A 24033-nucleotide genomic window follows, 5' to 3' on the forward strand; every position below is an offset into this window, starting at 1 on the left:
CACCTAATAATATTGCAGAACAAAATAAGATAATGCCTAAAAAACATTATCTTATTTTTAAAATTTGAATTTTAAAATAGGAAAAAGTTCTTGCCATGCAAGAAATCTTAATCCCTCTCCCGTCTCCCTTAACTCATTTAAGGGAGAGGCCTTCTTTGAAGCCAAAGAAGCAAAGCTTTTAAAATTTGAAAAAATTATTCTTCATTTTCAAAATTAATAATTTTAAATTCATTTAAAATGCTAGATCAATTTCTAATTCTTGAATTACTTCATTTTTTATGATTTGTTGAGATGCTAGAAAAAGAATTTTTAAAAGACTATCATCAGATGGGAAAACCGTTTTTGTTTTTGTATATTTTCTAAATACGCTATTTAAATTTTCGATTGAATTAGTGGTATAAATGAGCGTTCTTATTTCAAGAGAATAATCAAACATTGTAGAAATTTCAGATCAGTTTCGTCTTCATATTGAAATAGATGTAGGATATTTTTTGCCTCATTTATCTTCAAAAATATCCAAATTATCCATTGCATTTTTTGCATCATTAGATTGATATACAGATTTTAAATCTTTGCAAAATTCTTTCATATCCTTGTAGTTAACATATTTAACAGAATTTCTAATCATATGTACAATGCAACGTTGTTGCTTACTATCAGGAAAAACGGCTTCTATAGCTTGTTGTATACCTTTTAAATTATCTGAACAAATAATATTAATTTTACTAATTCCTCTATTTTTAAGAGCATTTAGGACAGACATTCAAAACTTTGCAGATTCATTTTCTCCAATATAAAGTCCTAGAATTTCTTTTTGTCCTTCACCATTAATACCCATAATAACATATGTAGCTTTCTTAGTTACAACATTATTGTCTACAACATGAAAATGTACTGCATCAATATAAATTATTGGATAATATGTTTCAAGTTTTCTTTCTTGTCATAATCTTGCGTCTTCAACAATTTCATTAGTTAATTGGCTTATTTGTGTTGGAGAATAATTAACGCCATATTTGCTAAACATAAAATCACTTACATCTCTTGTTGACATTCCTCTAGAATATAAAGCAAATACCATATCAACTAATTCAGAAATATCACGTTCATACTTTTTGATGATTATAGGTTCAAATTTCGCTTCACGATCTCTTGGAATGTCAATTTCCATTTGACCATATTGACTATTAACATTTTTCTTAGAAAAACCGTTTCTATAATTTTCTTTTTGAACTTTATTATCATTTTTTTCATAACCCATAAAATTATCAAATTCTTTGTTCATCATTTTTTGGATTGTATTTTGAAATACTTCTTTCATAGCCATACTAAGATCACCAGAAGTAACTGGATTATAATTTTCTAAAATTTTTTCTGTTATTTCATCAATAACAGGATTTATTGGTTTTCTTTTCATAAATAAAAAATCCTTTCTTGATAATATTTTATTTATTGAGAAAGGATTTTAGAACTTTACACAAAATTTTTTACAGTCCCATTATTTAATTTTTTGAATATTGTAAGTTAAATAATTTCTTGATGAAAATTCACCATTTTTTGCAAAATAAGGATCTTCATCTGGTTTCAACAAATAAGTTCCATCTTTACATTCAAATGTAAAGCTTAATTCGTTATATTTCATTCTTCTGTATTCATAAACTGGAACATTAAAGTAATCAGCATGATTTTTGAAAAATCACTTTTCTTTTCCTTCGTGATTTACTTTTGTCATATTTAACGATTTAAATACATCAAAATTATCATTTAAGCATCTAACAGTTTTAAAGCCCATTAAACTTTTTTCAGCAAATGTAAAATTTAATGTGTTAACGTCCAGAATATCTTTGTAATGACTTGCATCAAAATATTCCTTGCCGAGTGTGATATTATAAATTGGATTTAACGTTGAAGCTGTTAAATTATTTATTTTTATAGTCAATACATAAGGTTTATTTCATTTGTTACCATTAGGTCAAAGAACAAACGCGTTGTTTAACATTTCAAATGGTTTTGAGACATTTTCAAATTCTTCAAATTCAAGTGTTTTGCAATCATCTGTATTCATTCGCTCGTCAAAGAAATAAATAAAATTGTCTGCATTAAATCCAACATTTTTTCAAAATTTAATATTTTTAAATCTATGCGCAGCTATTGCCCCCTCAACCTTTTCAACTTTTTTAGGATAAATTACTTTATCTGTATAACAGTTAAATGCATCATTATCGGTTTGACTATTTTTAGGGTTTCCAAAATATAAAATATTTACAGGATCAGAATCGGATAAATCTACTAAATCTAAATTTAAATTAAATAAACGATAAAGACAATTAACGTATAAATCATTTTCTTCTGGTGGAAACGAATAATCTTTTAATTTAATCTTGAAAGATTTAGGAATTTTATTATTTTTCAATAATTTTATAAATAAATCAGAGTTTCCTCCACTTAATTCCGGAACATATAAGTTTTTAATTAAATATTCTGCACCTTCTATGTCCTCGAAATCTGTGTTTTTTAAGGATAATTTGAAAGATGTTTTAAATGATAAATCCTTATCAATTATAAGTTTTTTTACTTTTAATTTTTTTGCAATATTTAAATAATCTAAATTTAAACCACCTGTATTAAAACTATATTTAAAATTTCTTAAATATAGATTTCTTATTTTTACATTATTAAATTGTTCATAACTTTCCATATTAAATATATTTTTATCAACAATAATATCTTTTTCTTCGTCTATAAAATTATTTAAATAAAAATAGATGTTTTTATTCCAAGACAAACCATCTTTAGAATTGTCTAAATAATTTAATTTAACATTATTAAATTCACTTAAATTAATTCTTCCCTTAAGCTCTCAACTACCAAAATTTCTATCATGAAAAAAAATACTAGAACATTTGGAATCAAATACAAATTCGCAATTATTTAACAAAGAAATTCTAGAAAATTCTCTTTTTCAATCAAAATTATCATTTGAATTCATAGTTAAAAAGTTTGACGGCATTACTATTTTTTTGAATTTTTTTATATCTTTTTTGTTTTTTCTTAATTCGATAGCTTTTTCTATTTCTGATTTAATTTTTTTTAAATTTTCGTCTTCACTTAATTTAAAATTTCTATTTGAATATTTTATTTTAGCTTCTTCTTCATTGTTGTTTATTCAATTTAATTCACTTATCAAATCATCTTTAGATGAAAATAAATAACTAGAAAATAATTTAACATTATCATTAGTATATTCTGGATGTATTGATATTGCATTAAAAGCAGGAAAATAAAAAACATCTGTTAATTGATTTCCATTTTTTTCAATATATCATTTTTGTATAACGTCATAAACGAAATCATAATCAATATATTTTTCTTTTTTATTTGTATTAACATTTTTTACTAATTTAGTATTTTTTTCTAATATATTTTTTAATTCATCTTTGTCATAATCTACGCAAGAAGTCGGAACATGATATTCTTTTACTTTTTTTTCCTCTTGTTCCTCTTGTTTTTTAGGCTTATCGGTATTTGAACATGAATTCAAAACCATTGGTATTGGTGATAAAATACTTAAATTTCTTATTATTTTAATAATTTTTTTCATTTGAAATCCTTTCTAATTTATTTTTATATTTTGTAAAACAAAATGTTTAAAAAAAGTTAAAATGTCGTTGTATGTTAAGAAATCATATTTTTTGTCATTTATTTTAAATCTTATCATATATTTCTTTATTAAAATTTTCATAAATGCTAGATGATTCTTTTACTGAGTTTATTTTTGATTCAAATACTATTTCCTTTTCGTTCAAAATAGTAATGTAATCAATTATTTCATTATTTGAATCTATAACGTGAGATGCTAAAATTATTGACACGCCCTTTTGCTTTAAAGCTTGAAGTCTTTGATAAAGTTGATTTCTTGCATAAGGATCCAAATTTGCTTCAGGTTCGTCTAAAAGTAAAACCTTAGGTTCGATCATATTGATTAGTAAAAACAATAATGTTCTTTTTTGCCCACTAGACAATTTATTTGGGTTTTTATTTATGCATTCAAATAAACCGAATTCTTTAAATTTATTTTCAATTTCAAATTTGCCAAAAATTTTTGTTGAAAAAAGCTTTAAATAAATTTTTATAAACTTATAAGAAGTTAAAAAAACTGGAAAATTAAAATCTGTTGGTAAGAAAAAAATATTTTTTCATTCTTTACAATTTTTTATGTTTTCGTTTTCGTAAAATATTTCTCCAGTAAAATTATCGTCTTGCATTGAAGCAATATTAAGTAGAAGAGTTTTTCCTTGACCATTTCTGCCTAATAATAAATTTATTTGGAAGTGATAGAAAGAAGTGTGTTGAACACTTTTTTTATTTCACTTTTGATTATTTATAAAAGTACTCATAAACATTAATTCATATTTTTATTTAGTTTCGTATTCTGCTAAATTAATATACTTTTCAAAAAAATGATCAAAAGTATAAAAAAATAACAGCGTCTAGAACACTTACTACCCGTTCGACCTGTTGTATATATTATACCACAGTCGCTGTTATATGTTCAAAAAAAAGGAGAAATTATGAGTGTATACGGCGAACTAAGGTTAATTGCAAATGAAGGAAGCGAAAACGAAGTTAGAAAGTTTGAAGCTAACTTGGAATGGAGAAAAAATTATTTTGGCAAGAAGGTTTATGACAAGTTAAGCCAAGATACAGTTAGTGAAATTTTAAAAACAAAGATAGTACTCGGTGAAAGCTACTATAAGATTTTGAGAACTGAAAAAGTTGCTTTTGAAGTGTATGTCTGTTTAAGGTTTCTTGGGGCTAAAAAACGCTATGTAAATTTTTATGAATTAGTGGCTTTTGGCTTCAAGAAAACAAGTTTGCAAAGAGCGGTAAAGTTTTTAACAGATATAGGGCTAATTTTAAAAGTTAGAAACGCTGTGAAAATTAAGAAGTTTAAGCTAACTAATGACGATAGAAAGTTCATTGTTATTAGTGGTTATAAAGACTGGAAGATTTTCTTGTTGTTTGGATTAGCTAATTTATGAGCTTATAAAACGCTTGTATGAAAATCAAAAGAACTTGGAACTAAAAAGTTTGTTAAAAGTAGAAAGATGAAAGTCATTGTACAAAATAACTTTTTAGGGCTAAAAGGTTCTACGGCTTACAGATACTTGAAAAATATATGTTTGGTTTTAGGTTTGAGAACTGATGAGTTATTTATTATTCAAAGAAGCGTCGATAACTTGCAGCATTTAAGCTTTAAGACTCAAAGGTATCTTGTAATACGCATATAAAGCAAATGAGGAGTAGTAATGAATAAGCTTCAATTATTATTACTGCGGTTTATTCATTACTGCTTGCTTTAGAAAATCTTATGGACGCACACTCGTGTGTTATCTTTCATATTTAACCTTTTTGGGGTTTAAAGACATTTTAGAATAAGTATGCTGATGATGTCCAAATTAGGTCGATAAATAATTAGGAGTATTAATGAATGTAATGAATTAATACGAAGGAGAAAGAAATGAAATACAAAGAAGGACAATTAATTTTAGTTAACTATAAGTTTGCTCAAAAGTTTTTATCTTCATCAGTTGGAGATGATTTTCTCTATTTGGGATTACAAAATCGTAAAAACTTAGCTAAAAGACTTTCTCAAATTATGAATATACCAAAACTTACTCCTGAGTTTCATTGCATAGCTAAAGGGAGCTAGTTAGTTAAAGAGGAGGGAGAATGGATGTTTATATGAAGTTCAACTATGTATCTAAAATGACTAACTATAAAACTGGTTTAGGCTATTGTCATGATTTAAGTAGTTGAGTATCAAGTGGGACAGTTATTGATTATTTTGCAAGAGGAGATAAGTGTGTAGCATTTAGTCCTTTTGATGATAGCGAAAAAGATAGAATGCTTTTAGAGGAAGTAAGTAGAGAAGAAAAGATTAACTGATATAGAAATCATCTTAAGTCTAAAATGGGTAGCCAATATTCTGGTGTTTATGATATGCTAAACGATTCTAGTGCTGATGTAAATATCGATAACGTTAAGGAAGAATTAAAGAGTATTGATGAACAAACATTTTATGAAGGCATTTTAAACTTAGGTAATTTAGGTTTAGAACATAATGTTTTAACTGCTAATGATTGAGCTGAGTTAGTTAAAGAGGAGTTTAGAAACTTCTATAGCATTAGCGGTTTTAATTTAGATAACCTTAGTTCTTATTATTCAATACATGGTAATACAGATAATCCACACATCCATTTTATGTTTTTTGAAAAGACTAAAAAAAGAGCAAAAAGAAAATTAAACATCGACGATATAAAAATGCTAAGAATGAAGATTACAAACAAGCTTATTAAAAACTTTGATTATCAAAATCTTAAGGATTTAACAAGTAAGTTATGAGATGCCAGAAAAGATGTTTTATCTTCGACAGAACGAACGCTTGAGAATGTTCAAAGCCAAGATTACAAAGACTTTATTGAGGCTTGCTGTTATGTAAGAGCTGAAATGGAGAATATGTTCAATAAGTCTTATAAACTTGCTTCACCAGAAGTTAAAGAAGCGATAAACAAGATAGAAACATTTTTATATAAATATGATGATGATTTTAAAGGAAAGATGGATAACTATCAAAAGGCATTTGATTTAGTTATGCAACTAAAGGATGAAACGAATTCAACGTTTTTAAAAAAGAGAATCAATAATGTTTTGAGAACTGAAAAAGATGAGTTTTCTAGACAGCTAGGGAACAAGATAATAAAAGCAATTCTAAAATCAAGAAATGCTAAGAGTGCTAAAAGCTTTACAAAATTATTCTTTTATAACTTGAATGTAAATGATGATTCTTGAAGATTGATTAATAGAGCTAAGAAGATTTTTGAAGCTCAAAGCATTCAAGAATACGAAAACATTATGACTTATTACAAAATATAGGATTTTATTATGGGAAACAATATATCTAAGATAGTTAAAAAAATTATAGAAACGGAAGATTGGAATGATGTTATAACGGGTATCAATTTACTTCATTATAAAAAGATTTTGAAAAACAATATGCCATTAAGAAACGTAGCACTTGTATTGTTTTCAATATCAATTTTAGTTTTCTTCATATTTGCTAGCCTAGTGAATGTATTAAATATAAGTTTTGCTTGAAATATTTCTATTACGGTGTCGTCTTCATTATTAATGGTTGTATTCCTTTGCATGATGTTATTAATAAAGCCTATAAGAATGAAATATAAATGCGACCAGAAGTTTATTGAACATTTAGGCTTAAGCGTAGAAGGCTATTGTCAAATAATTGAAGAATGCCTTTGCATAGCTAAAGCAATTCCAATGCAAAAGTTAGCTAAAAGAATTATTGTGCAAAAGCTTGATATTTTTATGGCTGAAGGCGGAGGTCAATAATGGGAGATAAGAAAAAGAAAATATTAAAAATATCTTTAAGTGCTGTTGCAATACTTCTTGCAGCAATTATCATCTTCCTAGCTCTAGCCATTATATTTAATGTTAAGCGTTTGAAAAGTTTTAAGATGGTTTCAATTAAAGACTTTTTTGCACAGACAAAAGCAAGCATTTATGCATTTCCAAAACAGTTTTTAATTTCATACGCATTTTTATTAATTGCATCGATAGCGGGTATAAGTTATTTATTCTATAAAAATAAACTTAAAACATCATTATTAAAACCTAATAAGTATTGATATAGAAATGAAATTGATAATAGCGGTGTAAGTAATGAAACTTTCGATAAGAAGTTTAAAGTTGCACCAAATTATGTGGGAAATCAAAACAACGCTAATTGGGTAATTAAGTTCGATTCAAATCTAAATAAATGATGAGTGAATGAACCTGAAAGTGATATTAACTCAGTTGTTTTGGGGGGTGTAGGTTCAGGTAAAACACAACGTGTACTATTGCCTAATATTATTTATAATTCACATCTAAGATATAAATATAGAGCTAATTTCTGTATTCCGGATCCAAAAAAAGAAATTATCAAAATGGTTGGTAAAAAGCTTGAAAAGCAAGGATACAAAATATATGCGGTAGATTTTAGCGATACAAAGAAAAGTGTTGGTTGGAATCCATTATCATTTGCTTATAAACTAGCTCATAGAGTGCCGGAAGGGCATCCTAAATGAGAGGACAACATGAATGAAGCTATAAGCGAAATTAATAATGTTGTTGAACAGCTAAAATGAGGGAATAATAGCGATGGTAATCCTATGTGGGTTGATAATGCTAAATTGATTGTTAATGTTGTGGCTCAATTTCTATTGTTGCTTTCAATTGATAGGCCGGATTTATTACCAGAAAGGCATTTCAATTTGCAATCGGTAGCTTCAATGTGTAATTTGGACACTTGAAATCCTAAACAAAAATGAATCTCAATTTGCTATATAAATGCAGAAACAAATAAAAGGTATTATTGAGCTGAATTATTTAAAAATGTTAAGACAATTGCAAATATTGTTCCTGAAACATTAACGGGTAATTTATCACATACTACGAGTGCTTTAAAAAACTTTACTGAAGATGAGTTTATAAAGAGATTAACAAGAGAAACAAAGAGTTTTGATTTACATGGTATTGTATCTTCGAATGAACCTTATGTCATCTTCATTCACTATCCAGACCATAAGCCAAGTAATCACTTCTTAGTAAGTATGCTTATTGACCAAATATATCAAGCTTTAATTGATTGCGCTAATAGTAAGGAAGACTTGAAACTTGAACGGAAGTTCTTCTTCATGTTAGATGAAGCGGGGAACCTGCCTCCAATATTGAATCTAGATAATAAGGTCACAATATCGCGTAGTAGAAATGTATTTTTCCAACTTGTATTGCAAGATTACAATCAGCTTAAAAAATACAATACAAGCACTAATCATAATGTGGATAGCATTATTCGTAGTAATTTGCAATTTACTTATTTCTTGAACTCTATTGATGAAAAAACTTTAAGCGATTTATCTAATTCTTTAGGCAAAAAAGAAGTTATTAAAAAATCAACTTCAAAATCATCTTCAACATCAGCTAATGGTGGTTCATCTTCAGAAAGTGAATCGGTGGAAGAAAAGCCTTTAATGAGTGTGGCGGAAATTAAAGCGAAGAATAAAGAATATGCCATTATTCAAAAAATTGGTTTTCTTCCTATGATAGTAAAAACAAAATTAGCTTACAAATATTTTAGTAATGATAATTATGTTTTTGAATGTGACGAAACAGAAAACACTGTGAATGAATCTTGAAATTATCAAGACTTGCCAGATGTTGAATTACCGGTTAGAAATCCTATTAAAAACTATGACCAATTGAATGATAGTTCAAGAGCCAAGAAAGCTAGAGAGGAAAGCCTCAATAAAGAACTTAATGATAAGAAAGTTCAAAAGAAACTTATTTTGGAAATGCAAAATGCAAGAGGAAGTATTAAGGAGCTTAGCGAGTATAAAGACAAGATAAGCGAATGGCCTAAATTAGCACTTGCTTGACAAAAGATATTAAGTTTCCAACAAAAATACAAAAACAAATTAAGTAGTGAACTAGTGAACGATTTCACGAAGTCGATAAATATATGTTTAGACCAGATGAATGATATTAAAACAGCTGGAGCTAAAACATAGAAGAAGGCGAATGAAAAGATATTTTTACAGAATTAGAGTCAAAAAGAATCTTGAATCTAAGAAAACAAAATCATATGCAGTTTGCTCTAACTTTAATGAGGCAGACAAGATAGCCAATGAAATTATAGAAAAAGGAGATTATGGTTGGGTGCAAGTTGAAAGAGTAGAAAAGATTAAACATTATTTTAAGGAGGTTTAATATGCAAGTATTTAATGCATTAGAAAACGAAGAAATTATTAATCGTAGAAACTATGAAAAGAACGGAACTAATTTTGAATTAATTAGTACAAAAAGTGGTTTGACTTTAGCACATAATGTTTTAAATGATAATAGTCAAGAATACTATGAAATGAACGAAGGAGCTTTTAGTGGACGCTATTACAAAATTGCTGAAAATAATCAGCTCGTTGGCGTTGCGAATTACCAAAATGATGAATTAAATGGTGAAGCAACAATTTATAACACTAAGGGCGATATTCTTTATAAAGCACATTTTGAAGATGGTTTATTAAATGGGGCTGTTGAAGAATATAAAGACGGCGCGCTAGTTAAAAGCACAATGTATGAAAATGGATTTAAAACTGGCGAAGAAGTTGTATATGATGCTAAAGGAGAAGTAGAAGGAAAAACTAATTTTATTACTAATAATGAAGTAAAAGAAAAAGAGGTAAAAGAATATAAAGAAGCTGATAAAGAAAAGAAAGCGGAAATAAGAAACAAGAACTTTAAGGAAGTTTTGAAGAAATTACCTGCTCTTGCATTAAAAGGGTTCTTATGTCTTCAAGCATATTTAGTGGGCGGTTTGCCTTTAGTAATAGGCATAACTGCTATTAAATATTTCTTTGATAAAAGAAAAGAAAAAGCTTTAGCTAAAAATGAGATAAAGCCGGAAATTGCAAAGAACTTTAAGTTGAGCGATGGTGTTGCTAAAGAGATAACAAAAACGTTTAATGAAGCAATGAAAGAAATTGTTGTTTCAACTAAAGAGGCTGTGATGAGCCAATACCAAAAGGATTTAGCAAGTGGAAAGATTATAGCTGACGCATATGATAATGCGAATATTGAAAAAGCACAAAATGCAGCTATGAATAAAGAAATTGCTAAAGAAACAAAAATTGAAAATCCAAAGTCAAAGGCTAAAAAATAGGAGGAACTATGGAAAAGAAGAAAGGAAAAGGAAAAATTATGCATGAAATTAAAAACAATAAATTTGATGAAATTTTATTAAGTGAAGAATCAAAACAAAAAATAGATCAAGATTTAAAACAAAATGGTATCAAAAGTACCTTAGCTAAAAAATATCTTGAAGAATTCAAAAAAATGGAACCAGAAAAATATGAAAAATTTAGAAAAGAAAGCAATAAAAAAATATGCAATAAGCTTTTTGCTAAATAGAAAGGAAAAAGAATGATTGAAAAAGTTTTTTGTTTTAAGGATTTGTATTATCTAACTCAATATGCATTAAGTGATATTTCAGATGAAGAAGTTGTAGCTAAATTTAACTATTTAGCAAAAAATATCAAGAATAATACTATGCGGGATAAATATAAAAAACAAGTATTATCTATAGTAGACAAAATGTCTAATGTAGACGATGATATAAATCAAAAGATTTTTGATAAATTGTTTTATGTTGAAGATACAAATGAAAAAAATTTGGAGCAATACATCACTTTATTAAATATATGCAATGTCGAAGATTTAGAAAATATAGAAAATAATAGTTTAGATTTAAAATTCTCATTTAATGATTTTTTTGGTGAAAATGGTTATATAGAAAGTGAATATTTATTTGATTTAGTAGATGAAGATTTAAAACAAAATGGAATAAACAGTAAATATATTTATTCACTTGGTGATTTAAGTAGAATCGATACAGAATATGTTTATATTGATGATTATTTAAATTTTCATCCAGAAGATATTGATGACATAAAAAAAGAATATATAGAAAATTTAGCTTCTTTAAAATTAGATGAAATCATTGATTTAAATAATAAAGAAAGTATTGATGCAAATAATAAGGTTGAAATAACTGATAAAACTGTTAAAGAAGCTCAAAAACATGTTGCTGGTATTGTAGAAAAAGAAAGTGAAACAGCAAAAGTTAAAAATACAAAATAAAGGAGGCAGATGAATAAAGTTATATTAACGGGTAGAGTAGTAAGTGAAGACTACTTTAAAGCTAAAACAACAAGTGGTAAAGCTGTTTTAGGGTTTGTGATTGCTGTAAATAATGAATATGGTGGGGAACCTGATTTTCTAAATATTACAGCTTTTGGTTTGCAAGCAAGCAATTTTGAAAAGTACAATAAAAAAGGCGACTTAGTCGAAGTTATTGGAAAGATAAAGAGAAATGCTTATGTGGATAGAGATAATCATAAGCAATACAAAATGGAAATTGTTGCTGACAATATTATTTATAGTGCTAAAAAAGTTGATAGAAACGCTGAAGGTAATGATGAAGATATTATTTATAAAGATGAAACAAAATTACCTAAGGAGGAAAAAGAAAAGGTTGTTAAAGCGAGACTAAAGAAAAAGGATGAAATGATGGAACCTTTTAAACAATATATTGGTATGGATCCATTGTGTCAAAGCGTCTATGATAAATACGAAGAAGAAGCTTTTAACAAAGATGTTGAAGTAAAAGATGAAACTAAAAAACACGGTCAAACATTGTAATGAAAAACTATTTGAAATTTAAGTTTTTTATTATTTACATAGTATTCTGGATATTAATGCTGATGATTTTAAGTTTATCTTTTGTGGCCGTTAATGGAATGTATGTTGATAAAGAATTGACAGAAACTAAGTATGGAGTTATCGAAGGAATAATTTTATTTCTTGGAATGGCGACTTTCATATATCCAGTATATTGAGTGAAAAAACGAATAGAATACTGAAAACAAAGTAAGAAGAATAGTGATTTGCATTAAAATTATTATGTAAAGGTATTATTATGAAAAAAAGTAAAAAGTTTATGAAGTTTATGGCAATTGGAACGATAGTTCCTTTAGCAAGTTTAACGACGAGTTGTTTTGGTCCTATTTTTGAGCCACATCAACCTCCAAATCCAAATCCGAACCCTAATCCAAACCCTAGTGGCGGAGAAAGCACGGATTGGAGCGATGTGGATGGCTATGTACATTATGATGCAGAAAAGAATCCAAAAGATTTTCTAAAGAAGGACAATCAATATTATTTTGCGCAAGTATTGCATAATGAGCAAAAATATGATGCCGATGTGTATAGAAATGATAATTGAAAAAAGAACGAGTATATGCCTAAAATCAATGTTCGTTTAGACTTGGATAAAGACTGGTATACTAGCCAACCTGAATTAAACGAAATTAAAGATTTATTCGATGTTGATTATAGCGCGCCGGTGAAGTTGAATAATATGATGAGAAACTTTTTGAATCCTGAATATAAAGATTTAGGTCTTGTGGATTCAAAGAATTATATTAATTCAATGGCTAGTTATTTAGAAGGATCGCAAAAAGATGTATTTGCCTATAAGGATAGTTATCATGGTAATAAATGAGTGTTTGAGGACCAAAAGGAAGTAAGAAAACACTATCACTATTATTTTGATATGAAGCTTGATAATTACTATGAACAATTCATCAATGATTTTGCTCTTAAAGGCACAAGCAAGACATTTAAAGATATTGCTATTGATGGTTTATATAAACAAGGAATGTGGAATAATTATTTCGACTTAGGAAAAGATTATTCAAAATGGTTTTATTTAGCTTTTACAAGAAGTAATGTTGAAAAATACCATGAAGGCTTTAAGATTTATGAGACTGCAAAACAAAACAAAGATTTCATAATGCAATTGCCTACGGGTGATGATTATAATCTTTGAAATGATTTAAGTAGTTTTGCTTGGATGGCTGGTAAGATGGTTAAGCTAACGTTAGTTAATAACGAAGCTTATAAAAAGTATTTAGAGTTATTGCAAATGTTTGGAACTATTCAAGCTGGAAATAAGAAGTGGTTTGAAATTGAACAAGTATATAGAAATTATTTTAAAGAGTACTTGGACAAAGCAACAAATGCATTGCTTGATGTTCTTAAATACGGAGCAGTCTTTGGCGTGGAAATGGAAGAATTAGGCAAAGAGAAAAAAACCTTAGTTAAGATGTTTCCAGTAGCTATTGGGGATAATCAATTTGCTGATTATGAATATAGCTACGTATGGGCGTATAGAACACTATATGATGTGTTAATGCCTATGTATGGGGCTAATGATTGAGAAGTGCCATATAGTTTTACTGAATATGATAATCAAAAGTCAGGCAATACACCATATGCTCCAATTTACGAATACATAAACTTTTTTACAAATACTGTTTTTAAAGCTAAAGATAAAAGTTTTAAAGAACTTGAATTAAACACTAAATTTATGAATAAAATGCAAGAGGCTGAATATAAAAAAGAAGCTAAAAGTAAGTTTCATAGCTGAATTGCAATTTGGAATAATAGAGTTAATGGAAGCTTGGATACAAGCACTTTAGATTAAAAATTATGCTAACTTTACTACATAATAATGTGTGCAAAGAACTATTTTTCTAATAGATGTTTTTCTATTAGTTTTTTTGTATTAATTTATTAAGACAAAAAGGAGAAATTAAAAATGAAACCTATTGATACAGAAGGATTAAGTAATTTAACAGAGCAAGTACAGAAAGTTGGACATATCATATTTGGACTTGTGGCTGTGGTGGCTGTTATTAGCGTTATTATTACCTCGATTGTGGCGGGGATACAAAACTCACATGAAGATGATCCACAAAAAAGAAAGCAAAACAATAAAAAGATTTTGTGAGCTGGAATTGTATTAATTCTAGTTATAGTGGGTTGAGGAATATTTGAACTAGTTATTAGTATTCAAGCAAGCGGGGGAAAGACTAGCTAATGAGTGGATTTTTTACCCGTGTGATGGAGATTTTCAAATATGGTCCAACATATGTATTGTATTTATTGCTATTTTTTGTATCGCTAATTGTTTTTATATTATTAGCGATTCTATTATCGGTTGTTAAACTAGCAACTTTCGATTTATTAAACTTTGTTATTTTTGGCATAATGCCGAGACAAAACATTTTGGACCATCAAAGCCCATATATGTATGTTAGATTTGCGATAGTTTCGGCGGTTATATGACTGGTGATGTTTTTTGTGCTGATTATAAAGTTCAGTTTTAGTGAAAGCGAAAAGAGTGTATCACTAATGAGAAGTGCGTTGGTATTTAGTGTTAAAAGTTTGTTTATACTTTTAGCATTTCAAATTACTATTTTACTTTTTAATCTATTTGTACAAAAAATAATTACATTGATGATTGGCGAAGGGAATGATATTGTTGTTGCTTTTATAAATGGCTTGCATAGGTTGTTTTATCCTCCAAAATTAGCTGGGGATGTTAAAGATATTTTAATTCCTGCGACTACAAATCCTTTTGGCTTTACTATCAACTTGGATATTAGTTTTGGTAGTTTTGTGGCCTTAGCAAAGAAAACTGAACATTTAAACATTGGTAATTGAGCATCCATTTTAATAACTGCAGCGTTTCTATCAATTATTGGAGCGGTGTTTATTGCTATTCCACTTGTTTTAGGGGGGATGGATGCCATAGGAAAGATATTTCCGTTATTCTTCTTGTATTTAATATTTCCAATTATTTTACCTTTGAGCTTGCTTGATGATGGCAAGAAAGTAAGGATATGAAAGGATAAGTATGTGGGAAATATGTTATCGGTGGGGGTATTTTTCCTAGGACTACAAATACTTTTTGCTTTCTTCGGTGCTGTAAATCTATTTTTAACGCAAATATTCATTGCATCATCAACAAATGGTTTTGGATGAGTATTACAAGCTTTAGCTTCAATAATTATTTATGGTGCTACAGCGTTAAAATACAGCGAAATAAGCGAAATTATAACTTCATTTATTGGAACTAGTGTAAGTAGTAAAAACACTATTAAATCGGCTTCAGCTGCGGGAAATAGTGCTGCAAAAACGGGTAGAGCTGCTCAAGGTGGAGCACAGCTTGCTGAAAATGTAAAGAAGATGGGCTGAAAAGGATTATTCCTTAAACCTAAAGAATAATGAGAAGGGAGAAATGTGCTACAACCTAAACGATTAAAATATAAGAAGGCAAAAGCCACAAGAAGATTTAGTTGAAAAGATATTATCGAGTTTTTTGTAATAACTTGTATATCTTGATTTATTTCATTTGTTGCTTTGTATCCAGTTAAGCAGACTTATAAATGAATTGTTTTTAGTGTACTTTTGGTTTTATTGTTTATTTTGATATTACCAACACATAAGAATAATTGCAAGATATATGAATTATTAATTAGAATGTTTAAATTTAAGGCGATGCCAAAGAAGTATTCTAATGTGGTGGATGACAAGAATGTAAGAGATAGTTCTGATTTAAATCCATATTCAACATTAGTAGAAAACGATGTTGTTAAAAACAAGTCATTTTCAAATAAGTTGTTTCAAAAGAGTGAACATAGTAATTACTTTAGTGTTTTTAAATTAGGTGGAAAAAATATATGAGCTGAAAATGAAAATACTAAAGTGGTTTTGATTGAAAACTTTGCAAGAATATTGGATAGTTTTAAATATAAATTTAGCATAGTGAAATTAGATGAACAAATTGATTACAGACGTAATTTAAATTATATAAACACGATTCAAAGTAAAAAGATGTTAAATAGCGGTGGAGAAACAAAAGAGTTTTGAAATAGTTATTTTAAAGCTAATGAACTTGATTTTAAGAATGAAGTTAAAAGCAATTTGATTGAAACATTTTATTTAATTTTAAATGCTCCAACATTAGAAGAATTGGATGAGTGTTATTCGACATTTATTCAAAAGGCTGAAGATTATGAAGTTATTAGCTATGAAAAGCTAAGTGGCTTTGAGTTATTATCATTTTTGAATAAACTTAATCACTTTAATAAAAGCGAAGAAGATATTGAAACGTTTTTAAATGAAAGTGATATTTACGAAAGTGAATATAGTTTGGACCGCTTGTTCAAGTATGAAAAGGTGGAGTTTAAAAGCAATTCATTAAAAATTGATGATAAGTTGTATAGCGTTAAATGTGCTGGGAACATTCCAATACGCTTGAATAACGAGTGATTAAAGAAGTTATTCGATGTATCGGGAACAGTTGTGTGAAACAATTTTCCATATAACGATCCAAATGTTGTAAATAAGATAATCGATAAAGCGAATAAGAAAAATATGGACGCTGGTAATTTGGATAATTCAATTATTAATAGATTCGGTTCAGCATTAGAGGAAGAATCGATTGCGGTTATGATTGACCAAATACAAGCGGATAATTTTAAGTTATTTGATTCAAATATTTTTGTTTTAGCTGAAGCGGAAAATGCTGAAGAATTGAAGCAAAATAATTTGAAAATTAAGAATGGTTTTACAAGATCTAATTTTGGAATTAATGATTTGACCTTTAGACAATTTGAAGGATTTTTAGATATGTCTAATTATCCATTAAGCAAATTAGATAGAGAGTACTATCAAATCACAAGTATAAATAACGCAATAGGCTATCCATTGAAAAATCTGCCACTTAATGACGGAAACAACTTGTTGCTTGGAAATGAAGTGGGAGGAAATGATAGTCCTATTGTATGAAATATGTTTAGCTTGACTTCAAGTAGAGCAAATCATAATGTGATGATATTGGGAACTTCAGGAATGGGCAAAAGTACTTTAACCAAGAAGATTCTTACTTCATCACTGGCTGCGGGGAATATAGCAATTATTATTGATCCGCAAGCTGAATATGTTAAATGGGCAAATAAAATGGGAGGCCAAATAGTTGATTTAGGTTCTGGAGATGGAACGGTTATTAATCCATTACAAGTCAAATCATTTATTGCGCGTGAAGAAGATGATGCCAATGTTAATTTCAATACTTTAATTAATAATCATTTGCTTTGGTTAGAAAAGTTCTTTAGTTTCATTTTTGATGATATGAATGAAATGAAGAAGAACATTTTGCAACTTGAAATTATTAAGTTATATCAAAGTTGGGGCATTTATAGATTAAAGGAAGTTAAAGAACTCAAAAACGATGGATGACCAACTATGGATGATTTGATTAAGCAAATGAAAAAGTTTGTAGCTCCTAAAGACCATCACGATAAAGAAGGCTATACTAAAAAGGTTTTAGATATGGCTGAATTATTAGAGGGTAAATTTGGAAGATATGGAACTTTGGGTGCGTTATATAATGGTCACACCAATATCAATATTGAAAACGATTTGGTTGTTTTTAAAACAAGTAATTTAATCGATACTGAAGGTAGCGTAAATGCAAGAATTGGCATTATGGTTTTAATTAGCTTGGTGAATGGCTTTATCTTTGATAATGCTTTTAATAACAAGAAAAGAATTAACGAATATAAAGAAAAAAATAAGATTCGTTTAATTAGCAAGAAAGAAATACAAAAGTTAACACGTTATTGTTCATTTTGTATTGATGAAGAACACTTGTATATTAGTGAAAAGAATATAACTACTTTGAACTATATATCAGATACTACAAAGCTTGTGCGTAAGCTTGATTGCGGGACAATACATACCACGCAAAATCCTAGTGATTATGCTTCAAGCACGGCAGTTGAACAAATTGCTAAAAAGATTACGGGGAACTGTCAATATTCATTTTTTCTAGGGTTAGTAGGAGATGATATTGAGGCGGTTAAAAAGTTATACAAAACGGCTGAAGCTCCATTACTAGATTCTGAAGTTAAGTTTATTTCAGGAAGAAGAGTGGGGAAAGTTTTAGCAAGTATGAGTAATGCACTTAGATACAAAATTAATCTACATTACAATCCAAAGGAAAAGGAATTATTCTTTGAAAAGGGGGAAGATGAAAACATGAGAAATTAGTCAAGAAAATAAAAAAGGTGAATTATATGTAAAAAGCTCTAGAGCCTCAAAAAACGGCTCTAAATGTATTTCTACGCGTCTTAGTGAACCAGATGATGTGGCGTTATACGAAAGATGGGTAAAAAGAATTAAACAAAGTGGCTCTACTCCGTATGTAGAGCTTAAAGATATAATTCGCAACGCTTTAATTAAACAAGAGAAAGAGGAAATAGCTAAAGATTTCAAAAATGATTTATTTTATGCATTAAGAAAAGTATCTTGAGCGTCTTTGACTCCATTTTATCGCAAGATTATAAATGAAATTAACAAGCAAAATATTGATTTGGTTTTGCTTGATTTAAAAGTCAATATGTTGTTAAATGCTCTTATAAGCGATAAAGGAATGTTAGATGAACCTAACAATAATTTGCTTAAAGAGCCAGAATATGCAAAGCGTTTGCGTGAAAGAATGAATGAATCGGCTTCTGCATGGTATAAGAAGGTAATTAAAAAGGTAAGAAATGAAGACAATTCATTAAGCAAGTTTGCAGAACAATTCGAAGACAATGAAATTGAAAAAGTGTTTGAAAAAGAAAATGCAAAACTTGAAGCTTCAGAATTAAATAATGCTAAAGAGGATGAAGATTTTGGTGATTTTGATTTAAGTGAGTTTTTTAAAAAATAAAATAGTCTTTAAACATGCACACGTGCGCACACGGGCATAACTAATATGCACGCGGAGGCACGGGCGAAGAATGAGGAAAAAATGAATAAGAAAAAGATGTTAAAATTAATTCCATTGAGTGTATTGAGTATTGCGATTCCGTCAGTACTTAATTTATCGTTAAATACTAATAAAAAACTTCTAGGTTATGGAAAAGATTTTAAAGCTCCTGAAGAAAAACATAAGATTGATACTAATAGTTTATTTTCCAATTTTACTAGTATGGAAGATGATGAAATTGCTAAAAATGAAAGACTACAAAATAGGTATCAAGTAAAATGGTCACAACTATGTGATAAAGGATTATTGTATGCACAGGACCAATGGGTTGGTTATCATAAAACTGGCCCAGTAAAAAATAAAATTACGTCAATAGTTTCTAGGCCAACTTTAGGCTCTTTTGAAGTGCGTTATGAAAAAGCCTATTACACAAATCCTAGTAATCATAATAGTTATGGCTGGTTTTGATACGATGATAAATATTATCTAAATTATTTGCATCCTCGTGAAAAAGAGAATTGAGTAATTTTTGCTTCTAATTTTATAGAACAATTAATAAAATGAGACAAAAACAACTTTATGGAAGAACATAAAGGTGCTAGTTTTACTAACCTGTTTGCTGAATATAAAGTTTCTCAAAAAACATTAGAGTTTTTAAATAATCTTGAAACTGATAAAGATAAAAGGGTGTATAGTGGGCTAACTGATGATAAAAATAAAATGTTTTTGTGGGGGCTTCATGATTTTGATTGTGAAATTGAAGGAATGTATGATGTAAGGTACTATAATAATAAAGTATTAAATAATCTAGAATATGCTAAAGTTGGCTGATTCATAGAGGCTTTAAAAGAGTGTGTTTCAAGTGATAATTGTTTGAATAGATTTGAATATGGGGTAAATAAGAAAATTGACCAAAATCACTACTCTATAGATTTATTAAGCGATACCTTGGGCGATTTGACTACATCAGTTGATGGAGTTTTTAAAGACAATGGAGGCAAATCGAATATAGAACATTTAAACAAAATATTCGATAAAGAATATGAGTTTGAGTATGCTAGTGGAATTAAAGTTAAATACAAATATGATTACAAGATAAAAAACGAAGCTGTTGGTGAAAAGAACAAAATTGATGTTTATATTAAGGTTTTATCAGTCAAGATTGATGATAAGGAAATTATCGATAAAGACTTGGATAAGATTCTTAATAATATTGAAGACTGAACAAAAGAAAACATTAAAGCTGAAGCTGTTGGGAAGTGGAATCAATTTTTAAGGGTTTTAAAAGATATCGTTTTAGGTAATTTTAAAGTTTTTGATTCATTAAAGGTAAATATTTTAGAATCAGATTTGTATAAAAGACTTAGTGGAGCTTCGTTAGCTTCACGGTTAACTATATCAACTTCTATTACTAATCCTGATGGAAGTATAAGTCAAATAGAAGCAAAGACAAAAGCTAATGGTGGCGATTTAAAAAATCTAATTAAAAGAGACGAACCTGAAAGGGTAAGCAATAAAGAACTTGAAAAAGATTTTGTCGGTAAGCCATGATTTGGTGGAAGGTATGTAGTTAGAGGGCCAATTAATATTTCTTTTAAAGCTTCAGAGGATGAAACTGAAGTTTTAATGGTAAATAAGCAAAAGGTTAGTGTTTTAAATAGAATATTTGAAAAGAAATTAATTGATGAAAGAGTTAATGTTAATGATGCATCTAAAATACCTTTTGATAAAAACTCGGGAAGCGGTAATGGCGAAGGCGATGTTGCAAAAAATGAATATCTTGTTGAAGTTTATAGATACAAGAAAGGCTCAAATAATAGTGGAGAGCCGGAAGAAAAGTATGTAGTTATTTATGAAGTAATTGGAAATCAGTTTAAACAAAACATAAAATATTATGCTTGAGAGCCGGAAAAGAATATGGATCAAAAACAAATTATTTCTCCATATATGCTTGATTCAAAGGGAAAAGAGTTAAAGGATAAAGAAGGCAAATTAATAGTAAATAAGAATTATGATCCAAGTATTGATAAAGAAACAGGAACTAAAAAGCAGATTGTTTGAATTAAAAATAAGTTGTTTAGTGATGAATTAAAAGAACAACTTCGTTTTGTATATCCTAATATTAAAATAACTACAGATAAAGCAGATCTTGGAATCTATGCTGAAGCTAATGTGCTTGGTAAGGGGGCATTAAGAAACTTGGTGGTTGATAAAGTTTTAGAGTCATCTTCAAGATACTATAAGTGTTTGTTGTTTAGAAAAGAAAATGACAAATACGTTGAGATTGGTAGGAAAGAACAAAAACTAATTGAAATACCGGTAAATAATGGGACAAGTGAATATAGTTATATGTCTGAGGAAGGCATTTGGCTATTATTTACTGTAAATGAAAAATCAATATCAAATGTTAATTTGGTATTAATTGATGCAAAGAGCGAGCCAAAAAGTTTTTTCTTGGATTCAATTGAAAACAAGATAGAAAAAATTAATAATCAAAGTGAAGATTATTTTGAAGCATTTTTAGATGGTGGCAATTGAATAACTACACTATTTCAAAATTACTTAAATGAAGCTTGTGGTATCCAAAATGATGACTTGGGTAAATTAGGATATGACAAGATGATTTCACTATATAAAAACTTTGTAGACCAAGCGTCAAAGTTTAATGTAGAAACAGGAAACGAGTATGAAAATATTTTTAAAGATAAAATAACTTGAGGTAAATTAGAAAATCTTAATGGCTTGAATTATGGAGATGAAACTAATGAAGCTATTAAAGAAAATTATAGAAGACAAGTTAAAGAAATCGTGCTTAATTTTGTTAAAAGAAATATTGCTAATAGTGCTAAATTAAAGGCAATTGGAATAACTGAAAATGAAATTAATGGTGGCTGGGTAATAGCTAATTGAAATACGCCAGAAAGCGAAAAGCGTTGATTGGATAGGGCTTTAAAAGTTTATATTAAAGATATTAATGTACCAGATAATGACGGTAAGGGATGAGCTTTTACTTTGCGTGGAACGGGTAAATACATAAATCACAGCATAACATTTAATTTGAAAAATAGTGCGTACCACGTGTACTATCCTCCTATTGATTTATCATCACTAGACATTCAAAAACACTTCGAAATTGAAATGGGAAAGAATATTAGTAATGATTCAAAAGAATTAAAAGAAAAGATTAGAAATAAGTTGATAGGGCTAATAGAAGAACAATTCAACTTATACAAAAACAAAACTGGCATAGAAATGTTATTGAATAAAGATATTAAAGTAGAAGGACTAGATAACGTTTTAGATTTACTAGTACAGGGGAATAAGTTTAAAGATGGTATTGATATTAAGATAAAAGGTATTAATGCTAATTTAATTTCAAGCACTAAGATTCATATTATTAATGATACTGAAGCACCAGCATTTGATTTATCACTACTTAATGATACACTAGTAAAAAATCCTATTGTTATATCGCAAAAAGAACCTGAGAAAATTACCAAAGATATTATAAATAAGTTAAATGAGATAACGATTGCTTCAGGTATCGAGTTTAAAAAAGATTATTTAGTTTCACTTGTAAATGCTTCATTCTATTTACTTGGTTTAGTAGCTGATATTGATAAATTAAATGAAGCTAAATATGAAAAATTCAAAAAAGTTTATGAAGAAACTAAAGCAAAGGTAATGGCTGAATATAATACTTGAGAAATTGAAGGACATAAAGTTCCTATTCCGTATCAAATAAATGATACTGAGCTATTTAAGAAGTACCACGAAGCTTTAGAAAAGGCAATTAAAGAAATACAAAACGATAACTTTAATAAAAGCTTAGATTATAAAGCTAGAGGCAAGTATTTTGTTTTATTACCAGTTAAAGAAGGCAATAATATTAATTTTGCCTATGCTATAGTGGTGAATAATATTGAGGCAAATTATAATGCTTTTGATGATAAATTATGATTTAAAGAAATACAAAACGATAAGCATAAAAAGCCAAATGGTGAAGATTTAGATGTTGATAAAACAAAAGCAAGCCATAAAAGTAATTATTGAATTTGAATTGTATCGGTTATGCTTGCCTTAGGTTTTGCTGTTGGTGGCATATATGGTATTAGATGATACTTGAATAAAAAAGGCTTTAAAGCTGGCAAGAGCAAGAAACAAGTTTCAATTAAGAAATTCAAAGAAATACAAATCTATAAAAAAGACAGAATTAAGGCTAAGCCGGTTGTTCTTAGCGATGAAGAAATTAATAAATTATTTGCAAAATAAAAAAATGTTAGGCACTATATTTTTAACTAAAACATTATTAAGAAAATATGGGTGAAGTTAAGAATTTTATAAAATATTGTTTTTTTACTATATAATGTAGACATATGAACCTAGAGAGATACACGTAAGTAATCGAACAGTAGCAAGCTTAGCGTGTAGCTACAATTACTCTAGGCTGGGTCGTCTTAAAAAGAGGTTTTATACCTCTTTTTTTGTATAATTTTATTATGTCTTTAGATTTATGAAAACCTTTAAAAATTAATAACCCATTATTAGAAAATATTTTCAAACTACCTATTGATGGCAAAGTTTTAAATAACGGAAAAATTCAAGCCCACCCTTTTATAATTTTTTAGTAAAAGATTATCAATTTGTTTAAGAGTAAACAATGCAAATAAGATTTGAAAAATTATTAATTTTTTTATTTATTTGTAGTATAATTTAAACAATAGTCTAAGAAGGATTTTGTTATATGAGTA

The 24033-nt window shown here is 28.3% G+C and carries 21 protein-coding genes; 17 read left to right on the top strand and 4 right to left on the bottom strand.

Going from position 1 to position 24033, the window contains the following annotated elements; translation table 4 throughout:
- Positions 1-232: 232 nt before the first annotated feature.
- From MBIO_RS04690 to MBIO_RS02825, 3 genes are all read right to left on the bottom strand, one after another.
- Complete coding sequence (locus MBIO_RS04690) at positions 233-1417, bottom strand: IS256 family transposase (RefSeq protein WP_258408930.1); 1185 nt, start codon at positions 1415-1417, stop codon at positions 233-235.
- An 81-nt stretch (positions 1418-1498) separates the two neighbouring features.
- Positions 1499-3601: a hypothetical protein gene (locus MBIO_RS02820; protein WP_013527095.1), complete on the bottom strand. Its 2103-nt coding sequence runs from the start codon at positions 3599-3601 to the stop codon at positions 1499-1501.
- Between the two features lie 103 nt (positions 3602-3704).
- Entirely contained in the window at positions 3705-4397 is a 693-nt protein-coding gene (locus MBIO_RS02825) for an ATP-binding cassette domain-containing protein (protein ID WP_158304011.1), read from the bottom strand.
- Positions 4398-4571: 174 nt separating this feature from the next.
- Here MBIO_RS02825 and MBIO_RS02830 point away from each other — a divergent pair, with 174 nt between their 5' ends.
- The 10 genes from MBIO_RS02830 to MBIO_RS02875 all read left to right on the top strand — a co-directional run bounded on the left by MBIO_RS02830 (position 4572) and on the right by MBIO_RS02875 (position 12318).
- The gene (locus MBIO_RS02830; RefSeq protein WP_013526873.1) at positions 4572-5291 is read left to right on the top strand and encodes an MAGa4850 family ICE element protein; all 720 of its coding nucleotides are present in this window, start codon (positions 4572-4574) and stop codon (positions 5289-5291) included.
- A 230-nt stretch (positions 5292-5521) separates the two neighbouring features.
- Positions 5522-5713 (top strand): hypothetical protein, encoded by a 192-nt coding sequence (locus MBIO_RS02835; RefSeq protein WP_013526872.1) that lies wholly within the window; start codon positions 5522-5524, stop codon positions 5711-5713.
- 20 nt (positions 5714-5733) lie between these two features.
- Positions 5734-6936 carry a relaxase MobL gene (locus tag MBIO_RS02840; protein WP_013526871.1) on the top strand — a complete coding sequence of 401 codons (1203 nt, stop codon included), beginning with the start codon at positions 5734-5736 and terminating at the stop codon, positions 6934-6936.
- A gap of 9 nt (positions 6937-6945) precedes the next feature.
- Positions 6946-7413: a hypothetical protein gene (locus MBIO_RS02845; RefSeq protein ID WP_013526828.1), complete on the top strand. Its 468-nt coding sequence runs from the start codon at positions 6946-6948 to the stop codon at positions 7411-7413.
- Complete coding sequence (locus tag MBIO_RS02850; protein WP_013526870.1) at positions 7413-9632, top strand: type IV secretory system conjugative DNA transfer family protein; 2220 nt, start codon at positions 7413-7415, stop codon at positions 9630-9632. Before MBIO_RS02845 ends, MBIO_RS02850 begins: the two co-directional genes overlap by 1 nt.
- 10 nt (positions 9633-9642) lie before the next feature.
- Entirely contained in the window at positions 9643-9831 is a 189-nt protein-coding gene (locus tag MBIO_RS02855; RefSeq protein ID WP_013526825.1) for a hypothetical protein, read from the top strand.
- 1 nt (position 9832) lies between these two features.
- Positions 9833-10780 (top strand): toxin-antitoxin system YwqK family antitoxin, encoded by a 948-nt coding sequence (locus tag MBIO_RS02860; protein WP_013526824.1) that lies wholly within the window; start codon positions 9833-9835, stop codon positions 10778-10780.
- 8 nt (positions 10781-10788) lie between these two features.
- Positions 10789-11028 (top strand): hypothetical protein, encoded by a 240-nt coding sequence (locus MBIO_RS02865; protein ID WP_013526869.1) that lies wholly within the window; start codon positions 10789-10791, stop codon positions 11026-11028.
- A 12-nt stretch (positions 11029-11040) separates the two neighbouring features.
- A complete protein-coding gene (locus MBIO_RS02870) occupies positions 11041-11757 on the top strand; it encodes an Mbov_0392 family ICE element protein (RefSeq protein ID WP_013526868.1) in 717 nt (238 codons plus the stop codon).
- Between the two features lie 9 nt (positions 11758-11766).
- Complete coding sequence (locus MBIO_RS02875; RefSeq protein ID WP_013526867.1) at positions 11767-12318, top strand: single-stranded DNA-binding protein; 552 nt, start codon at positions 11767-11769, stop codon at positions 12316-12318.
- A 34-nt stretch (positions 12319-12352) separates the two neighbouring features.
- Here MBIO_RS02875 and MBIO_RS04875 read toward each other — a convergent pair whose 3' ends face one another.
- Positions 12353-12499, bottom strand: coding sequence for a hypothetical protein (locus MBIO_RS04875; protein WP_158305110.1), 147 nt, complete (start codon positions 12497-12499; stop codon positions 12353-12355).
- A gap of 96 nt (positions 12500-12595) precedes the next feature.
- On the opposite strand from MBIO_RS04875, the gene MBIO_RS02885 reads away from it, so the two are divergent.
- From MBIO_RS02885 to MBIO_RS05085, 7 genes are all read left to right on the top strand, one after another.
- Positions 12596-14164, top strand: coding sequence for a CDS14 family ICE transfer lipoprotein (locus MBIO_RS02885; protein WP_013526866.1), 1569 nt, complete (start codon positions 12596-12598; stop codon positions 14162-14164).
- Positions 14165-14278: 114 nt separating this feature from the next.
- A complete protein-coding gene (locus MBIO_RS02890; RefSeq protein ID WP_013526816.1) occupies positions 14279-14560 on the top strand; it encodes an Mbov_0395 family pilin-like conjugal transfer protein in 282 nt (93 codons plus the stop codon).
- Positions 14560-15750: an Mbov_0396 family ICE element transmembrane protein gene (locus MBIO_RS02895; protein ID WP_013526865.1), complete on the top strand. Its 1191-nt coding sequence runs from the start codon at positions 14560-14562 to the stop codon at positions 15748-15750. The genes MBIO_RS02890 and MBIO_RS02895 overlap by 1 nt, the downstream gene beginning before the upstream one ends.
- Before the next feature lie 15 nt (positions 15751-15765).
- The gene (locus tag MBIO_RS02900) at positions 15766-18579 is read left to right on the top strand and encodes an Mbov_0397 family ICE element conjugal transfer ATPase (protein ID WP_013526864.1); all 2814 of its coding nucleotides are present in this window, start codon (positions 15766-15768) and stop codon (positions 18577-18579) included.
- Positions 18560-19243: an Mbov_0398 family ICE element protein gene (locus tag MBIO_RS02905; RefSeq protein ID WP_013526863.1), complete on the top strand. Its 684-nt coding sequence runs from the start codon at positions 18560-18562 to the stop codon at positions 19241-19243. Before MBIO_RS02900 ends, MBIO_RS02905 begins: the two co-directional genes overlap by 20 nt.
- A gap of 81 nt (positions 19244-19324) precedes the next feature.
- Positions 19325-23554: an Mbov_0399 family ICE element protein gene (locus MBIO_RS02910; protein ID WP_258408932.1), complete on the top strand. Its 4230-nt coding sequence runs from the start codon at positions 19325-19327 to the stop codon at positions 23552-23554.
- A gap of 227 nt (positions 23555-23781) precedes the next feature.
- Positions 23782-23910, top strand: a complete 129-nt coding sequence (locus tag MBIO_RS05085) for a hypothetical protein (RefSeq protein WP_013526861.1) — start codon at positions 23782-23784, stop codon at positions 23908-23910.
- Positions 23911-24033 lie beyond the last annotated feature (123 nt).

Origin of the sequence: Mycoplasmopsis fermentans PG18, from assembly GCF_000209735.1 — a bacterium.
Taxonomy (GTDB): Bacteria; Bacillota_I; Bacilli_A; order Mycoplasmatales; family Metamycoplasmataceae; genus Mycoplasmopsis; species Mycoplasmopsis fermentans.